This is a genomic window from uncultured Thermosynechococcus sp., assembly GCF_938074695.1.
Taxonomy (GTDB): domain Bacteria; phylum Cyanobacteriota; class Cyanobacteriia; order Thermosynechococcales; family Thermosynechococcaceae; genus Thermosynechococcus.
This window is the reverse complement of record NZ_CALJEM010000035.1, coordinates 17,038-32,838: the sequence shown is the minus strand read 5'-3', so window position 1 is coordinate 32,838 and position 15,801 is coordinate 17,038. Positions and strand designations below refer to the sequence as shown.

Annotated in this window: 20 protein-coding genes; 7 read left to right on the top strand and 13 right to left on the bottom strand. The window is 53.5% G+C overall.

The window, feature by feature from the left end:
• Window positions 1–43: 43 nt before the first annotated feature.
• Window positions 44–481, bottom strand: coding sequence for an Rrf2 family transcriptional regulator (locus tag Q0683_RS05885; RefSeq protein ID WP_298616414.1), 438 nt, complete (start codon window positions 479–481; stop codon window positions 44–46).
• Between the two features lie 195 nt (window positions 482–676).
• On the opposite strand from Q0683_RS05885, the gene tsaD reads away from it, so the two are divergent.
• Window positions 677–1,738, top strand: coding sequence for a tRNA (adenosine(37)-N6)-threonylcarbamoyltransferase complex transferase subunit TsaD (tsaD, locus tag Q0683_RS05880; protein WP_298616417.1), 1,062 nt, complete (start codon window positions 677–679; stop codon window positions 1,736–1,738).
• On the opposite strand, the gene Q0683_RS05875 is transcribed toward tsaD, so the two are convergent.
• Window positions 1,701–2,537 (bottom strand): metal ABC transporter permease, encoded by an 837-nt coding sequence (locus tag Q0683_RS05875; protein WP_298976764.1) that lies wholly within the window; start codon window positions 2,535–2,537, stop codon window positions 1,701–1,703. The genes tsaD and Q0683_RS05875 overlap by 38 nt on opposite strands.
• A gap of 82 nt (window positions 2,538–2,619) precedes the next feature.
• Between Q0683_RS05875 and ispE the strand changes: the two genes are divergently transcribed.
• A complete protein-coding gene (gene ispE / locus Q0683_RS05870; RefSeq protein ID WP_298976761.1) occupies window positions 2,620–3,555 on the top strand; it encodes a 4-(cytidine 5'-diphospho)-2-C-methyl-D-erythritol kinase in 936 nt (311 codons plus the stop codon).
• Here ispE and Q0683_RS05865 read toward each other — a convergent pair.
• From Q0683_RS05865 to Q0683_RS05850, 4 genes are all read right to left on the bottom strand, one after another.
• Entirely contained in the window at window positions 3,552–4,661 is a 1,110-nt protein-coding gene (locus Q0683_RS05865; protein ID WP_298976759.1) for an RNA polymerase sigma factor, RpoD/SigA family, read from the bottom strand. The genes ispE and Q0683_RS05865 overlap by 4 nt on opposite strands.
• Window positions 4,662–4,774: 113 nt before the next feature.
• On the bottom strand, window positions 4,775–5,359 hold the full coding sequence (locus Q0683_RS05860; RefSeq protein ID WP_298616427.1) for a hypothetical protein: 585 nt from the start codon (window positions 5,357–5,359) through the stop codon (window positions 4,775–4,777).
• 79 nt (window positions 5,360–5,438) lie between these two features.
• A complete protein-coding gene (locus Q0683_RS05855) occupies window positions 5,439–6,149 on the bottom strand; it encodes a Crp/Fnr family transcriptional regulator (RefSeq protein WP_298976757.1) in 711 nt (236 codons plus the stop codon).
• An 8-nt stretch (window positions 6,150–6,157) separates the two neighbouring features.
• Entirely contained in the window at window positions 6,158–6,655 is a 498-nt protein-coding gene (locus tag Q0683_RS05850; RefSeq protein WP_298616432.1) for an HNH endonuclease, read from the bottom strand.
• 146 nt (window positions 6,656–6,801) lie between these two features.
• Here Q0683_RS05850 and Q0683_RS05845 point away from each other — a divergent pair, with 146 nt between their 5' ends.
• On the top strand, window positions 6,802–7,341 hold the full coding sequence (locus tag Q0683_RS05845; RefSeq protein ID WP_298616434.1) for a YqeG family HAD IIIA-type phosphatase: 540 nt from the start codon (window positions 6,802–6,804) through the stop codon (window positions 7,339–7,341).
• Here Q0683_RS05845 and aroQ read toward each other — a convergent pair.
• From aroQ to sufR, 5 genes are all read right to left on the bottom strand, one after another.
• Entirely contained in the window at window positions 7,338–7,784 is a 447-nt protein-coding gene (aroQ, locus tag Q0683_RS05840) for a type II 3-dehydroquinate dehydratase (RefSeq protein WP_298976754.1), read from the bottom strand. The two genes, Q0683_RS05845 and aroQ, sit on opposite strands and share 4 nt — an antisense overlap.
• 49 nt (window positions 7,785–7,833) lie before the next feature.
• Window positions 7,834–7,962, bottom strand: a complete 129-nt coding sequence (locus Q0683_RS05835; protein ID WP_298616440.1) for a hypothetical protein — start codon at window positions 7,960–7,962, stop codon at window positions 7,834–7,836.
• Between the two features lie 125 nt (window positions 7,963–8,087).
• Window positions 8,088–8,420 carry a photosystem II reaction center protein Psb28 gene (gene psb28 / locus Q0683_RS05830; protein WP_298616442.1) on the bottom strand — a complete coding sequence of 111 codons (333 nt, stop codon included), beginning with the start codon at window positions 8,418–8,420 and terminating at the stop codon, window positions 8,088–8,090.
• A 51-nt stretch (window positions 8,421–8,471) separates the two neighbouring features.
• On the bottom strand, window positions 8,472–9,350 hold the full coding sequence (locus tag Q0683_RS05825; RefSeq protein ID WP_298976751.1) for an alpha/beta fold hydrolase: 879 nt from the start codon (window positions 9,348–9,350) through the stop codon (window positions 8,472–8,474).
• Between the two features lies 1 nt (window position 9,351).
• A complete protein-coding gene (gene sufR / locus Q0683_RS05820; protein ID WP_298616447.1) occupies window positions 9,352–10,011 on the bottom strand; it encodes an iron-sulfur cluster biosynthesis transcriptional regulator SufR in 660 nt (219 codons plus the stop codon).
• Window positions 10,012–10,141: 130 nt separating this feature from the next.
• Here sufR and sufB point away from each other — a divergent pair, with 130 nt between their 5' ends.
• Window positions 10,142–11,578, top strand: coding sequence for a Fe-S cluster assembly protein SufB (sufB, locus tag Q0683_RS05815; protein ID WP_298616450.1), 1,437 nt, complete (start codon window positions 10,142–10,144; stop codon window positions 11,576–11,578).
• Between the two features lie 5 nt (window positions 11,579–11,583).
• On the opposite strand, the gene Q0683_RS05810 is transcribed toward sufB, so the two are convergent.
• The gene (locus tag Q0683_RS05810; protein ID WP_298976748.1) at window positions 11,584–12,492 is read right to left on the bottom strand and encodes a WD40 repeat domain-containing protein; all 909 of its coding nucleotides are present in this window, start codon (window positions 12,490–12,492) and stop codon (window positions 11,584–11,586) included.
• Between the two features lie 256 nt (window positions 12,493–12,748).
• Between Q0683_RS05810 and Q0683_RS05805 the strand changes: the two genes are divergently transcribed.
• From Q0683_RS05805 to Q0683_RS05795, 3 genes are read left to right on the top strand one after another with little or no spacing between them, the layout of a single operon-like run.
• On the top strand, window positions 12,749–13,186 hold the full coding sequence (locus Q0683_RS05805; protein WP_298616456.1) for a thioesterase family protein: 438 nt from the start codon (window positions 12,749–12,751) through the stop codon (window positions 13,184–13,186).
• A gap of 42 nt (window positions 13,187–13,228) precedes the next feature.
• Window positions 13,229–13,555: a 2Fe-2S iron-sulfur cluster-binding protein gene (locus tag Q0683_RS05800; RefSeq protein WP_298616459.1), complete on the top strand. Its 327-nt coding sequence runs from the start codon at window positions 13,229–13,231 to the stop codon at window positions 13,553–13,555.
• 4 nt (window positions 13,556–13,559) lie between these two features.
• Window positions 13,560–14,156 carry a CPBP family intramembrane glutamic endopeptidase gene (locus Q0683_RS05795; protein ID WP_298617419.1) on the top strand — a complete coding sequence of 199 codons (597 nt, stop codon included), beginning with the start codon at window positions 13,560–13,562 and terminating at the stop codon, window positions 14,154–14,156.
• Here Q0683_RS05795 and Q0683_RS05790 read toward each other — a convergent pair.
• Window positions 14,153–15,772 carry an HD family phosphohydrolase gene (locus Q0683_RS05790; protein ID WP_298976745.1) on the bottom strand — a complete coding sequence of 540 codons (1,620 nt, stop codon included), beginning with the start codon at window positions 15,770–15,772 and terminating at the stop codon, window positions 14,153–14,155. The two genes, Q0683_RS05795 and Q0683_RS05790, sit on opposite strands and share 4 nt — an antisense overlap.
• Window positions 15,773–15,801 lie beyond the last annotated feature (29 nt).

Sequence of the window (15,801 nt, the reverse complement as noted above, 5' to 3'; positions counted from 1 at the left end):
TCAACAGAAAACTTGCGGCGCAATCATTTAACCTTGGATCACTTTAGATGTAGTACATGACATCCGCTTGCTGGTAGGCCTGCCGGCGATCGCACAAGTCTTGCAGCGTATGCTTTCTCAAGACCTCGTTGGCCGCTGCGCAGGCCTCTAGCCATATCGAACGGATCAGACTGCGCGCCAAATCACCACTGTCAGGCAGCTTTTGCTCTAGCTTCGACTCCACTCCTTCAATACAGTTGAGCACATCTAAAATTGAAATTTGCCAAGGAGCCTTTGCCAGCAAGTAGCCACCCCTTGCGCCCCGCTGACTGCGAATGAGACCCTTGCGGCGGAGAGTCGCCATCAGTTGCTCCAAATAGCGATCAGGAATGTTATGCATGGCAGCAATTTGGCGAATTTGCAGCGGCTCCGCCTGCTCATAGGCCATTGACATTTCCAAAAGCGCCAAGAGGGCGTACTCACTTTTGGCAGACAGTTCCACAAGACGTTTGGCACAAGCACGACATTGAGCAAATTGCCCAGGCTGTATTATATCCTACTTCTTGATCGGGATTGAGGAGATTCTTACGAATCTTCACTCTGGGGCAGATTGAAACCCCAGAAATTCGTTCCTTCCTTCCCTTCACAAACAGGCTAGACTTAAAAGAAGCTCTAGCTTTATGCCCAAGTCTGCCCAATGGTCAGAGTTCTAGCCATTGAGACCAGTTGCGATGAAACCGCTGCTGCCGTCGTGCGCGATCGCGCCATTGAAAGTAATGTGATTGCCTCCCAAGTGGGTGCTCATCAGCCCTTTGGCGGTGTCGTACCGGAAGTGGCCTCCCGTGCCCACTTAGAAAACATCAACACAGTCATTGCGGCAGCGATGAGTGAAGCCGCCTGCGATTGGTCAACCATTGATGCCATTGCCGTCACCTGTGCCCCCGGTCTGGTAGGCTCGCTCCTAATTGGGGTGACGGCGGCAAAAACCCTTGCCCTTGTGAAACAAAAACCGCTTCTGGGAATTCACCACCTTGAGGGGCATCTCTATGCCTCCTACTTAGCAGAGCCAAGCCTTGAGCCGCCGTTCCTTTGTCTGTTGGTTTCGGGCGGGCACACCAGTCTCATTGGCGTGTATGGCTGTGGCGAGTACCAGCTTTTTGGACAAACGCGGGACGATGCGGCGGGGGAAGCCTACGACAAGGTAGCTCGCCTCCTAGGGTTAGGGTATCCCGGCGGACCTGTTCTGGATCGCTTGGCGCAGGAGGGCAATCCAGAGGCCTTTGAGCTACCGGAGGGGAATATTCGCCTCCCCGATGGGAAGGTGCATCCCTACGATTCTAGTTTTAGTGGCCTCAAAACCGCCGTGGCACGACTGGTGGAGGAGCTGCGTCAAACCCATGATGAATTGCCGGTGGCAGATCTTGCCGCCAGTTTTCAAAAAGCGGTGGCACAGGCCTTGACCAAGCGGGCGATCGCCGCAGCGGTGGATCATGGATTCAAAACCCTAGCCATCGGGGGAGGAGTAGCGGCGAATTCTGGACTGCGACAACACCTGAGGGCGGCTGCGGAACCCTTGGGACTACAGTTAATTTTTCCGCCACTGCGGTTGTGTACCGATAATGCGGCAATGATTGGCTGTGCGGCAGTGGATCATTTCCGGCGGGGCGATCGCTCCCCTTTAGATCTAACAGCGCGTTCACGCCTCAGCTTGTTGGAGATTTCTACGCTTTATACGACCGCACCCCTCGCAGTGAGTTGAGGGCAATCGAGCCTAAAAAGAACACCAGTTGACAAACCACAATACTCGGCCCCGACGGCCAATTCATTCCTGCTGACACCAGCATGCCAACAATCGCACTGCCCACTCCCACTAGGGCTGCTAAAACCACATACTGTGAAAATTGCCGACTCCACAGGCGTGCCCCACAGGCGGGAATCACCACAAACGCACTAATCAGCAATACCCCCACAGTCTTAATCGAGACGGCAACCACCAAGGCCAATAGGGTGACAAACAGCAGCCGTTGCATTCCCACCGCTACCCCCTGCGCCACCGCCAAGGCTTCATTCACCGTGATTAACAATTGCACCCGCCACGTCAGCAGGACGAAAATGCCCACAATGGTGCAGAGTGTGCCACTCATAACGAGATCGACTGGGCGCACCGCCAGAATATCGCCAAATAGTAAGTTATTCACCCCTCCCTGATAGCGATCGCTGATACTCAGCAAAATCACCGCCACCGCCAAGGAAGCTGAATAGATAATATTGAGGAGGGCATCCGTCCACAGCCGCGTATGCTCCAGCAGATACGTTACCCCTAGGGCAAAGATGACGGCAAAGGGCAACAACATCACTGAAGGATTGAGGCCAAGCATAATCCCTAAGCTAATTCCCAGTAGTGCCGAATGCCCCAAGGCATCGCTAAAAAAGGAGAGTTGCCGCAAGATGGTAAAGCTGCCAAGGGCACCCGCCATTCCTCCGGTTAAGATACCTGCCCACAGCGCCCGTTGCATAAAGGGCAACTGCAACAGATCACTCATTCGTTCCAAGATCATGCGAACTTCTGGCTAGAGCGGGCCAAAGGGTAATAGAAGAATAATATGCTATTCAACAAGGTGGTTGTGAGGATAGGGCTGCGTGTATCGTCTGCTGGCGCCTGCCAAAATTAATCTCTTTTTACAAATTGTCGGCAATTGCTTGGATGGCAGTGGCTACCATGAATTGGTAATGGTAATGCAGGCGGTCTCCCTCATGGATCGCGTTGAACTCATGCCGCGGCGCGATCGCCAGATTAAAGTTCGTTGCACCAACCCCGCCGTCCCCTGCGATCAGCGCAATTTGGCCTATAAAGCAGCAGCGCTCCTACAGCGTCATTTTCCCGCTTGCCAGGGCGTTGAAATTTTCATCGAAAAACGGATTCCCGTGGGGGCTGGTTTAGCTGGAGGGTCAACCAATGGCGCAGCTGTCCTCGTGGGCTTGGATCTGCTGTGGCAGTTGGGTCTGACGCAACAGGAATTACAGCACTTTGCCGAGGAATTGGGCGCCGACGTACCCTTCTGTCTGCAAGGGGGCACAGCCCTAGCCCTAGGACGGGGTGAACAGTTGACCCCCCTCCCTGACCTCCAGGACTTGAGTGTGGTCTTGGGCAAGTATCGCTCCCTCAGTGTGGCTACCCCCTGGGCCTATCAAACCTATCGGCAGGAATTCGCTGCCACCTATGCCCAAACCCCCAGTGAGCAGGAAAAGGCACGCCAAGAGGGGGGATCCGCAACCCTGTTACAGGCGATTCAGCAGCATGACCTTCCGACATTGGCTGCCAGCCTCCGCAATGACTTGGAGAAAGTCGTCCTCCCCCGCTACCCTTTAGTGGCTCAACTGCGGGAGCAGTTTCTTCAAGCGGGGGCGATCGCCAGCATGATGTGCGGATCCGGGCCAACGGTGTTTGCCCTAGCGCCCTCGGCGGATGAAGGCTACACCATCATGCAGCGGGTACGGCGCGCCCTACCAGACCCCGACCTTGATCTATGGGTCTGTGAGTGCTGTCCCCACGGTATTCAGTTGGAAACACCCTAGGCAAACTCCTCCAGATAGTCTTGAATTTCCCGCCGCCGCTGAGGCTGCCGTAATTTTTGCAGGGCACGGTGCTGAATTTGGCGAATCCGTTCCCGACTCAGTCCCAGCAGTGCCGCAATTTCCGCCATCTCAAGGGCAGGTTGTTCCCCTAGACCATAGTGCAGTTCCATCACTTGGCGCTCACGGGGCGATAAATCACTGAGGAGTTGCCTCAAAGCGGTACGCAGGGACTCGCGCATGATGACTTCATCGGGGGTGGGTGCGGTGGATTCAATCAGCTCCTGCAATTCCGTTTCTTGATCGGCGCCAACCCGCTGTTCTAAGGCAACAGATTTGGGAACGGCAATCAGCACCTCTCGCACCTGTGACACCTCAAGATTCAGTTCTTGGGCAATATCCGCCAGACTTGGCATCGCGCCCCGTTGAGCAGCAAGGCGCCGTTGAGCACACTTAATTTTGTTGAGTTTTTCTACCATGTGGATTGGCAGACGGATCGTACGACTTTGACTGGCCACGGCACGGGTAATACTTTGGCGAATCCACCAGTAGGCATAGGTGCTAAAGCGAAACCCCTTTGTCGGATCGAATTTCTCAACGGCGCGTTCTAGACCCAAGGTGCCCTCTTGAATGAGATCGAGAAACTCAACGCCGCGATGTTGATATTTTTTAGCAATATTTACCACTAAACGCAGATTGGCTTGCAGCAGTTGGCTTTTTGCCCGCTGTCCTTGACGCTCAATGCGCTGCAGTTCAGCAAGAGGGACATTCGCCGCTTTTGCCCAAGCCTGACGGCCTGCTTGGAGGCACATTTGTAGCTCAGTCACACTCATATTCAGCAGAGACGCCCATTCAGCACGACTTAGGCGTCGCCCCAACTGCTGCCGGCGATCGCGCTCTACAACAGCGGCCACATAGCGTTTGATTTGAGGATCATCGGACTGATCGCGCACTGCGAGCAGGGCTTGGTACTGCTGAATCTGCTGGGCAAGGCTGAGTTCTTGGCTTGGCGTGAGCAAGGGAACACGGCCAATTTCCTGTAAATACTGCCGCACCAAATCCGTTGTCAATGGACGGTGGGACAAGCGTTGAATCGGGGTAGCCACCATAGGATAACTCAAACTCACAACAGCGAGCATCCAGCTCGATAGGGGTATTCTCTGTCCCGCGTCAGGGCGGCAGCAGTGATGGAGCGGTTGCCACAGTTGTGATATGGATCAACCTATTCTGCGCTTTCCGAGGAACCGGTCATGAGTTTTGTGGCTTGAGACGGCTGCTCCTTGAGAATTGTGGTATCAATTACGAAGGGCAATCGAGCGGCTCTCAGACCGCGCTTGATCAGGGCAAGGGTTTCTGGAAAAAGAACAAAGAGGGGAAACTGCCGATTGGCGCCCTCGCTAAAGACATCCCGATGCTGCAAGGGCATTTCCCAGCTATAACTGCGACTCAGGAGCACTTGGGACTGCCGCCAGCGGGTCAGAAGTTCGGTAAAGCTTTCCCCAGGACGGTGGATAAAGACGAGCAGTTCAATGTCGGTTGTAACCTTCCACGCTGGATCGCACATGACAAAGACTAGATCACAGGGCACTATCACCGACTTCACTTGGGGACGTGGGTTTGTTGTTGTGGCTGCAGGCACTTGAATGCGGGCGATGGGCAGCGGAATTGGAATTAAGCTTTCCTGGGGCCGCCGCATACTGGGAATCATTTCTAGGTACGGGCGATATTGCCGCAGCAGTTCTGTTGCATGGAGCGGATCTGTGTAGCGAACCAAGGTGTGTTCGTAGAGGTTGGGGGCGATCGCCATAGTAGGAATACAGCCTTTTTCTAAAATATGACCTAGCTAAAGTAGGTGACGTCCCTCCTTCTCAACAAGCCAACTACCCTCAACTCACTGCTTGCTGCGCCAGTTGCTCCAGTTGCGGCAAACTAAGAATTTGCAATTGTTGCTTGGCAGCATCGATTTTTAGCCAGTTTTTTGCCACCAGCTTATTCAGCAGTTGCTGAGCCTCCTCCACGCTAATGCTTGCCACATCCGCTAAATCTTTGACGGGTACATTGAAAATGACGGCTGTGTTGGCATTTGCCTCTCGCGGCTGACCATAGCGCCGTGCCAAATTCACCAAAACATGGGCCAGCCTTACAGCGGGGGGTTGGTGCAACAGCTCAATGCGGGCATTGGTCTGGCGTAGCCGTTGTGCCATTAATTGCAGCATCCGATAGTGCAAATCCGGCTCATGGCGCAGGACATGGACAAATTTTTGCGCGGGTACGGCCAAGACTTCCGCCGCACAGAGCGCCACCACATCCGTCGAGCGGGGTGATTGATCAAGAATAGCCATCTCACCAAAAAAATCTCCCGGCCCAAGGATTGCCAGGGTCATGAAATCCCCATTGGCGAGCAGTCGCCGTACCTTCACCCAGCCTGAGAGGATAAAGTAAACCGCATTACCCCACGCATCTTCAATTAAAATGGCACGCCCTGCAGGATAGGTGTTACGCCAAGCCACCGAGAGCATTGAGGCAAGCGCCTCTTGGGAACTAACCTCAAACAGGGGAAAGAGTTGACTAAAGTTTTCGGTCTCAATACTTGACATAACAACCTTTAGACACCAATGACATATTTGCGCCACTCTTGATGAGTGCCCGTGCGTACGTGCTTCGTGACTTCAAAGTACAAGCTGCTAATGGGGCGGCGGGGGGGTTGTCGGAGGGGCATATTTGCTTCTTCGGGAGTGCGATTCCCTTTTTTGACATTGCAGCGAACACAGGCGGTCACAATGTTTTCCCACGTGTCACCCCCTCCTCGCGATTTGGGAATAACGTGATCAAGGGTAAGATCATCGCCGGTATAGCCGCAGTACTGGCAGGAGTGGCCATCTCGATGTAGGATGTTGCGGCGAGTGAGGGGAATTTCTTTGTAGGGAGTGACAACGTAGTGGCGCAGACGAATAACTGTCGGCAAAGGGAAATTGTTATAAACCATCTTGCCGTTGTGTTCGACTTGCTCCGCCTTCCCCTTGATTAAAAGGACAACTGCCCGTTGCCAACTCGTAATATTGAGTGGTTCATAGGAGGCATTGAGTACTAGAACCTTCGCCATATCTGTTGACACGCGGCATTCTCTCAGATGGTAGCATATCCTTTGTTATTGGAGTAACAGCCAAGAGGATTTTTGTAGTGCCCTTCCCTAAGAGCGTGATAGTCTGAGAGAAGTCTTTTCCTCGTTACTTGTTACTTGCGTTTTCAATGACCACCGGGTCTCTAGCAGCACTGCTGCAACCGAATTTAATCCTTGAAACCACAATTGACCAGTTGCCCCCAAGTCTGTTGGAAAAATATCAGCTGCGGGGCATGGTGCTGGATGTAGATGATACGCTCCTCCCCACATGGGATGCGGAGGTACCCCCGAACATTCTGGCGTGGCTCCGGGAGATTAAGCGTCACATGCCCATCTGGCTGGTGAGCAATAATTTGAACCATCGCCGCATTGAGCGGATTGCTCGGCAGGTGGAGTTGCCCTTTTTGATAGGGGCAGGCAAGCCCTCGCGGCGGAAGATTCGTCAGGCCGTGCAAGCAATGAATTTGCCCTATGATCGGGTGGCCATGGTGGGCGATCGCCTGTTTACAGATATTTTGGTGGGCAATCGCTTGGGGATGTTTACCATACTGGTGCAGCCGGTTAGCGCACGGCGCTTTGATGGGAAGTCTTGGCTACGCAATTTGGAGTTCTGGTTAGCACGACAACTGGGAACGCCGCTGGCGATCGCGCCCCCCGCTGAGAATTAGCTTTTTCTCTGCAAATAATTCACCAGCGCCCGTAGCCCCAACAAATAGCTGTCAGCACCAAAGCCGGCAATTTGACCGATCGCCACAGGGGCAATGTAGGAGTAATGGCGAAAAGTTTCCCGTTGATGAATATTACTCAGGTGAACTTCGACCGTTGGCAAAGCAACCGCCGCAATCGCGTCTCGTAAAGCCACACTGGTATGGGTGTAGGCTGCAGGGTTAATTAAAATGCCGTGGGCACGTCCCACCGCTCCCTGAATGGCGTCCACCAAGACCCCTTCGTGGTTGGATTGGAGGCACTCAATGGTTACCCCGAACTCCTCTGCCAAAGCCTGCAGGGATTGGTTGATGCTGGCCAGTGTTACAGACCCATAAACTTGCGGCTCCCGTTGCCCCAGCAGATTCAGATTCGGGCCATGGAGCACCAAGATATGAAAAGCCAAACTTGCGCTAACCGTTCAAAGCTGCAAGGATAACAACATTCTGAATAAACTACTGGCGATCGTGCACCGGAATCGGAATCGGCTCCAGTTCAGGAGTAGGTTCGGCGCCGCCGAGCAGTTCCAAGAGTTTCTTTAGCCACGATTTGAGGGTGTCAAGCAGGCTCTTTAGATAATCCATTGATGTCCCTACTGTATCGCTATAGAACTTGTAGATGCCCCTCTTTTGAATAAGGACAAAAAAGGCATCATAACTTTAAGCTAGCACAATCTTTCTGAATCAGCACCCAATCAATTTAAGAGTTTTTAAGATTTCTGGAAGCCAAGACCGTGGCTAGCGGCGTAGCGATCCATAAAGCGAATAAAGCGATCCCACTCCTGGGGACTGCGCATGGTATAGGTGGCCTCAATGGCCACAGGTTGCCCGTTGATGAATTTGGCGTTTACATCACGGGTAACAATTTCTCCTTCCTCGTCAATCATATACATTCCCGTTACTTCAAGGTTCCCCTCTTGGACAATTTTAGGGTTATCAAAGTAAAAGATGGCCTGACCACTGCTGCCATCCCGTGCCCGCGTCAAGCGCACATCGGGAACGACTTCTTCGTTAATACCGCGAATGAATTGGATTTCTGCCATTGCCCTAACACTTCAAGCAATACTTTATAGAATACCTGTATCGGGGACAACTCAAACCAAGAAATCCCGCCGCAAACTGTAAATCACCCATTCGGGTTGCTCTAGATGGGGCAAGACCCCTGCGTTGGGGATCACTTGCAACTGTTGCAGGCGATCGCGGGCAGTGGCATAGAGTCGCTCCCCCAGAGAAAGGGGTGTGAGCTTCGCCTTTTCTCCCCAGAGGATCATAGTGGGGGTCGTTAACTGGGGCAAATACCGGCTCAAATCAAAGGAGAGATTTCCCTTCAGGGTACTCAGCGCTGCCCATTCGGCATTGGGACGGCAGGCAGCCTCAAGGTAGGCTTCAACCGTTTCGGGGCGCAGCCGCTGTGGATCGGCAAAAATAAATTGGCTGAGGAAGTTGCGCACCGCCAAGGGGTTAGCGGCAGCAACCGTGTAAATCAAGCGATCAAGGATTGGAACACTCAGCAGGGCATTGGCCACAGCCTGCCCCTGATCTTCGCCAAAGTCATTAAACCCGCTGGGACAGACCAAGCACAGCCGCTGAAAAAGATGGGGCTGCTGAACCGCTAACCGCACGACAATCCCTGCTGTGAGGGAGGAAGCAACCACAGTGACGGGCGTGCCCAGCATGCGCAGCAGTTCGGCAATCATGAGCCAGTAGTCACTACTGGTGTAGTCGCGGGCCGGATGGTCCGACTCCCCCCAACCAATGAGATCCGGAGCAACGACGCGGTAACGCGCCGCAAAGGCAGGATACACCTGTGACCATTCATAGTGACTGGAGCCACCCCCCAAACTGTGGAGAAAGACGAGGGGCGGTCGAGATTGCACCCGACCCCAGTGGCGATCGCTGGGGGTGTAATAGACCATGCGACCCAGACTGGTGCGAAAACTTTGCTGCACAAACGTGGGCGGGCAAAAAGCCATACTATTTCAAGGGGCGAATTAAATAGCCACAGCGATGCTCGCCATCTACAATCCAATGGGTACGCTCAACGGCACAGTCCCCAAGGGCGATCGCAAACATCTCTAACTCATGATGACAGACGCTGGGAAAAGATTGGGCAACGGCGGAAATCGCACAATTATATTCCGTGAATAAATATGTATCTTGGGAATCCTTCACTGGGTAGAACTCCGCCATATAGCCCTCCTGCCGCCGCAGCGCCACCAGTCGAGCCAAGCGTTCTGCTAGGGTGCCCGTTCCCATTTGCTCGCGGTAGGCCATTGCCTTGCGCTGCCAAGCTGCCTGTAACACATCTTGCATCTGCTCAGGGCCAAGGGTTGCGGCTACGGATTCCAAGAGTTCAACCGCAAAGCCCTTTGTCTGACCGGATTGTTGGCGCAGTTGCAGTTGCCGCAGTTCCTCCCGTCCCGCTTCGCTAATCATGTAACGGTATTGGGGACGCCCCACTGTGCCCGACAGGACTTCATAGGTGACCAGTTGCTCCGCCTCCAAATCCTTAAGATGCCGCCGCACCGCTTGCGGACTAATGGCCAGTTGTGCTGCCAACTCTTGGGCACTGAGGTGACCGTCCCGAAGCAGGCAGTGTAAGATGTCCTGTTTAGTATCGGATGTGAGGGTCACACAACGCCCCCTTGACTAAAACAACGATTTTGTTGCTAAATTAATTCTAGAGATAAGGCAACCATTCTGTTGCTTAATATACTCTACCTACTTGCCCTTTTGCCCATTCCTTTACCCAAGAGAACACTCGATGTCGGCAACACTCCAATCCCTCGTCAATCAGCCTTACAAGTACGGCTTTGTTACCCAAATTGAGACAGAGACCATTCCGCGGGGTCTTAATGAAGACATCATTCGCCTCATCTCTGCCAAAAAGAACGAGCCAGAGTTCATGCTGGAGTTTCGCCTGCGTGCCTATCGCCAATGGCTGAAGATGAGCGAACCCACGTGGCCACGCGTAAGCTATCCCCCCATTGACTATCAAGACATCGTCTATTACTCGGCTCCCAAACAGAAGGAAAAACTGAAAAGCTTGGATGAAGTGGATCCCGTTCTGCTGGAAACCTTTGAAAAACTGGGGATTCCCCTCTCGGAGCAAAAGCGGCTAACCAACGTGGCCGTAGATGCCATTTTCGATAGCGTGTCGGTGGCCACCACATTCCGTGAAGAGTTGGCCAAACAGGGGATCATTTTCTGCTCCATTTCCGAAGCGATTCACGAATACCCTGAGTTGGTGCAGAAATACTTGGGCAGTGTTGTTCCCATTGGGGATAACTTCTATGCGGCTTTGAACTCCGCCGTCTTTTCCGATGGCTCTTTTGTCTATATTCCCAAGAACACCCGCTGTCCGATGGAGCTATCCACCTATTTCCGCATTAACAATGGTGAGTCGGGGCAGTTTGAGCGCACGCTGATTATTGCCGATGAAGGCAGCTATGTTAGCTACCTTGAGGGGTGTACCGCTCCTATGTTCGACACCAATCAACTCCATGCAGCAGTGGTGGAACTCGTTGCCCTTGACAATGCGGAAATTAAATACTCCACCGTGCAAAACTGGTATGCCGGGGATGAAAACGGCAAAGGGGGCATCTATAACTTTGTGACCAAACGGGGACTCTGCCTTGGCCGCAACTCCAAGATTTCTTGGACACAGGTGGAAACGGGTTCAGCCATTACTTGGAAGTACCCCAGTTGTGTCTTGGTGGGGGATAATTCTGTGGGTGAATTCTACTCCGTTGCCCTCACGAATAATTACCAGCAGGCGGATACGGGTACCAAGATGATCCACATTGGTAAGAATACCCGCAGCCGCATTATTTCCAAGGGAATTTCGGCGGGGCACTCCCAAAATAGCTACCGCGGGTTGGTGAAAATTGGGCCAAAGGCCACGGGAGCGCGTAACTACTCCCAATGCGATTCGATGCTTATTGGTGATACGGCAGCCGCCAATACGTTCCCCTATATTCAGGTGCAAAATCCCACCGCACAGGTGGAGCATGAGGCCTCAACGTCAAAAATTGGTGAGGATCAACTCTTCTACTTTGCCCAGCGGGGAATTTCTGCCGAAGATGCGGTCTCAATGATGATTAGTGGCTTCTGTCGCGATGTCTTTAACCAGTTGCCGATGGAATTTGCGGTCGAGGCCGATCGCCTCCTGAGTTTGAAGCTAGAGGGCAGTGTTGGCTAGAGGTTTTAGGAGCTTCCCGGAAACAGACGCCACACCTTGATGGTGCTGTCTTCACTGGCGGAGATCAGTTGATCTTGGCCAAAGACCACACCGTACACAGCGCCAGAGTGTCCCTTGAGGTTGCGCAAGAGCTGACCAGAGCGAGACCAGAGTTTGACGGTTTGATCGCCGTGACCACTGGCTATGGCACTGCCATCGGGACTCACAGCCACACTAAAAACTTGTCCGCCTTCACTGCCAAACTGATGCTGAAGTTCGCCCGTGGTTAAATTCCAGACTTTGATGCCGTCCTTGTCACTGCCGCTGACCAGTTGACTGCTGTCGGGTGTGAAGGCAAGGCTATTGACATCGCTGGTGTGTCCTTCGAGGGTACGCAGGAGGCGGCGGGAGGGGAGATCCCAAATGCGGATTAGCTTATCCACGCCCCCGGTGGCCAGAAAACGCCCATCTTGACTGATGGCAACACTGAGCATGATGCCTTCATTGCCTTTGAGGGTGGTGATTTCCTGCCGGCTAGGGACATCCCACAGTTTAACGGTGTGATCATAGCTGGCACTGGCCAGGGTGCGGCCATCGGGGCTGAGGGCTAAACCATTGACAAAATCTTGATGACCCCTGAGGGTAGCTTGGAGCTGGCGATCGCCCACCCCCCATAGTTTGATGGTTTTATCTTTGCTGCCGCTAATCACCGTTTGACCATCCGGCGTGATCACAAGGGCATAGATCCAGTCGGTGTGACCCTTGACTTGTCCTAGGGGAGTTCCCGTGGCCAAGTTCCAAAAGTGCAACATGCGATCGTCCCCACCACTGACGAGTAAATTGCCATCGGGACTGAGGGCGATCGCGTTCACTTCATCCTGATGGCCGCGCAGCGTCGTAGCGAGGGCAATTTTTTGCCATTTGGAGGAAGTCATCTCTGAAGTTGCGTTCCCGTTTTGCTCAGGGGAACGGGATGTCCAGTATTGGCTGAGTTGCCAATAGGCCAGTCCTGCGACCAAGCCGCTGATCACAAGCGTGCTCAAAAGAAGTCGAAGATCAGAACTGCCCTTGTTACTCATCTGTTCCGTTCCTCCATCGCTTGCAAAAGGGCTGTGCCCTAGATTAACAATAAAGGCTGTGGCGTGTTTTTGCTTATGGCTTGTGTTGGGCAACGCTATGGGATGGCGATAGATGACAACACCCCTTCATGACTATGAGCGCACGGTTCATTTTGCTGACACGGATGCGGCGGGGGTAGTTTACTTTGCCAATCTACTGCGGTTTTGCCATGAGGCCTATGAGGATGCCCTTGCCCAGTTAGGGGTGGATCTGCGGCAATTTTTCAGCAGCAAGGGTCTAATTGTTCCAATTACAGAGGCACAGGTGCGGTTTTTGAAACCCCTCTACTGTGGCGATCGCCTACGGGTGACTATTGATCCCCAAAGACTGGATAGCAGCCGTTTTCAACTGACCTATACGCTCTACGATGCAGAGGGCAGTCGCGTCGCCATTGCCCACACCCAGCACATTTGTTTGCAATTACCAGAACGCCAGCGGGTGGCCATTCCTAAACCCTTAAGCCGCTGGTTAAAGTCTGCTCCAGAGGAGGCCAGCGATCGCGAGGATTAAGGGGATAATAAAAGGAATGTAGTCTCATCGCTCACTGCCAGCATGACCCAAACTTTTCGTGTTGAGATCCTGCACCAAGGACAAACCTACACGTTTGAAGCCAGTGCCGATAAGCCCATCCTGCGATCGGCCACCGCTGCGGGAATTGATCTCCCCAGTTCCTGTAATGCCGGGGTGTGTACCACCTGTGCCGCCCAGATTTTGCAGGGCACTGTTGACCACGGGGATGCGATGGGCTTAAGTCCCGAACTGCGGGAAAAAGGGTATGTGCTCCTCTGTGTGGCCCGTCCCTGCTCGGATCTGAAACTGATCTCTGAAAAAGAAGAAGAGGTCTATAATTTCCAATTTGGTCAATTTCAGAAAGCTTAGGCCTATGGCGGAGTCTCCCCTGCCCGATGAGCCTCTCAGTCGCACGCAGGTCTTAGTGGCCATGGCGCTGACAGCCGTCCTGTGGCTGATTTTGGCGCGGGTGTGGCTATTTACCCCCTTTTCGGGGGGACTCCTACCGCTGCGCTGGGATGGCTGGGCGGTGGTTGTTGGCATTGGCCTGTGTCTAGGGATTACAGGCATGGGGGCGATTTTGTACCGGCTCTGGCCCGCCTATCGCCATGCTTCGGATACCTACCTGAAACTAGTGCTTTCACCGCTACTGTGGCCGGATTTGTTTTGGATTGGCATTTTGCCCGGCCTCAGTGAAGAACTGCTCTTTCGGGGGGTGCTTCTGCCAAGTTTAGGTTTGAATTGGGCAGGAATTATCGGCAGTTCTGTGTGCTTTGGCATTTTGCACGCTGGATCGCGGCAGCAGTGGCCCTATGCCCTGTGGGCAACCATTGTTGGTGGATTGTTTGCCTATAGCGTCGTGGCAACGCATAATTTACTGCTGGCAATTGTTGCCCATACCTGTACCAATTGGCTGGCGGCAACGCTCTGGAAAGTTGCGTTTTGGCACTCCTCGCCCCATCAATCCTAGCGCTGGTGCCCTAGGACGCGAAAGACCTCCTGCTGCTCAAAGAGTTCGACCAGATCGGGGTTGATCTTAAATTCCTTGGCTTCTTGCCGCAAAATCTTGAGGGCGGCAGCCACCGGCAGGCTTTTTTTGTAGGGGCGATCTTTTGCAGTGAGGGCATCGTAAATGTCGGCGATCGCCAGCATCTGGGTTTGCAGGGGAATTTCTGCTGCCCCAATGCCGCGGGGGTAACCACTGCCATCTAGACGTTCATGGTGGCCATAGGCAATTATGGGCACATTCTTTAAGTGGGCAGTCCAGGGAATGCGGGAGAGAAAGTGGTAGGTGTAGGTAACGTGAGCTTCAATGAGCCGCCGCTCTTCCCGGCTGAGATTGCCGCGGCGCACCAAGAGTTGTTCCAGTTCTGCCGCCGTAATCAGGGGATGCATTTGCCCATCCACACCGCGGTAGTAAAACTGGGTCAATTCCTGCAGACGAGCCAGGGGTTCTTGGTCAAGGATTTGGGGTTCATTGGCCTGCTCTAACAACTGCCAGTAGTGCTCTAGGGTGAGTAGTTGTTGCTGTAGCTGTTCATCGAGATGACGCAAAAAAGCACAGTGGGAACAGGCCTGTTCGGCAGCGTGCGGGCTGTGGGGATGGGAGAGCAAATAGTTTACTTTGGCTTGCGCCGTTTCCATTTCTAGGGTGCGCCGCACCAGGGCAAAGCGCTGGCGAATGACCTCCAGTTGCTCCGGGAAGAGTTTTTTCTGCTTGTTCAGGATGGTCTCCGGTACGCCGACTTTACCAAAATCATGGAGCAGAGCCGCATAGCGAATCTCTTGTAGTTGGCGATCGCTAAAGGAGACTTCGCGAAAGATGCCCCGCGACGTTGCATGGGTGATCTCCGCTAGGCGCACAGTGAGCGCCGCTACCCTTTCTGAATGTCCTGCCGTGGTTGGATCCCGCACCTCAATCGCCTGCACCGAGGCAGTGACAAACCCTTCAAAGAGCTGTTCAATACTCTCAAGAAGCTGATTGCGCTCAATAATCACCGCCGCCTGACTGGCTAGCGATCGCACAATGTGTTCTTCCCAAGCAGTGTAGGGCTGGGTCAGACTGACCGCCGTTTCTGGCGTCAGCAGGGTTTCTGGCGATCGCTTGCGGTTAATCAGTTGCAGAACACCAATCACCTCACCACTGACATTTTGCATCGGCACCACCAGCACGGAGCAAGTTCGATAGCGCAGGGCTTCATCAAAGGAGCGATTGAATTGGTACACCTCGCTGCCCTCGAGAGCATAGACATCGGCAATATTCAGGGATTTCCCTGTCAGGGCGGCATAGCCCACTAAGCTCGTTGGCGTTAGGGGAATTGTAGTCTCCTGCACCTGCTCCGGTAGGGTCACGCTATCGTTTTGGGCTGCCTTGAATTCAAGTACCGTCGGGTCTGTTTGCCGCTGCACCAGAAAGATCGTGCCGGCATCGCTAGCGGTAATTTGGCGACTTTTCGTGAGAATGAGATGCAGTAGTTCCTCTAGGGATTGGCTAGCGGAAAGGGCAATGCCAATTTCGAGAAGCTGATCAACAAGCGTTTCCGCATCTGAGCCAAGCACCGCTTTTTCAAGGGAGCTGCTAATCATCGCAAAAGACCCGCAAGGAATGCGCCCAT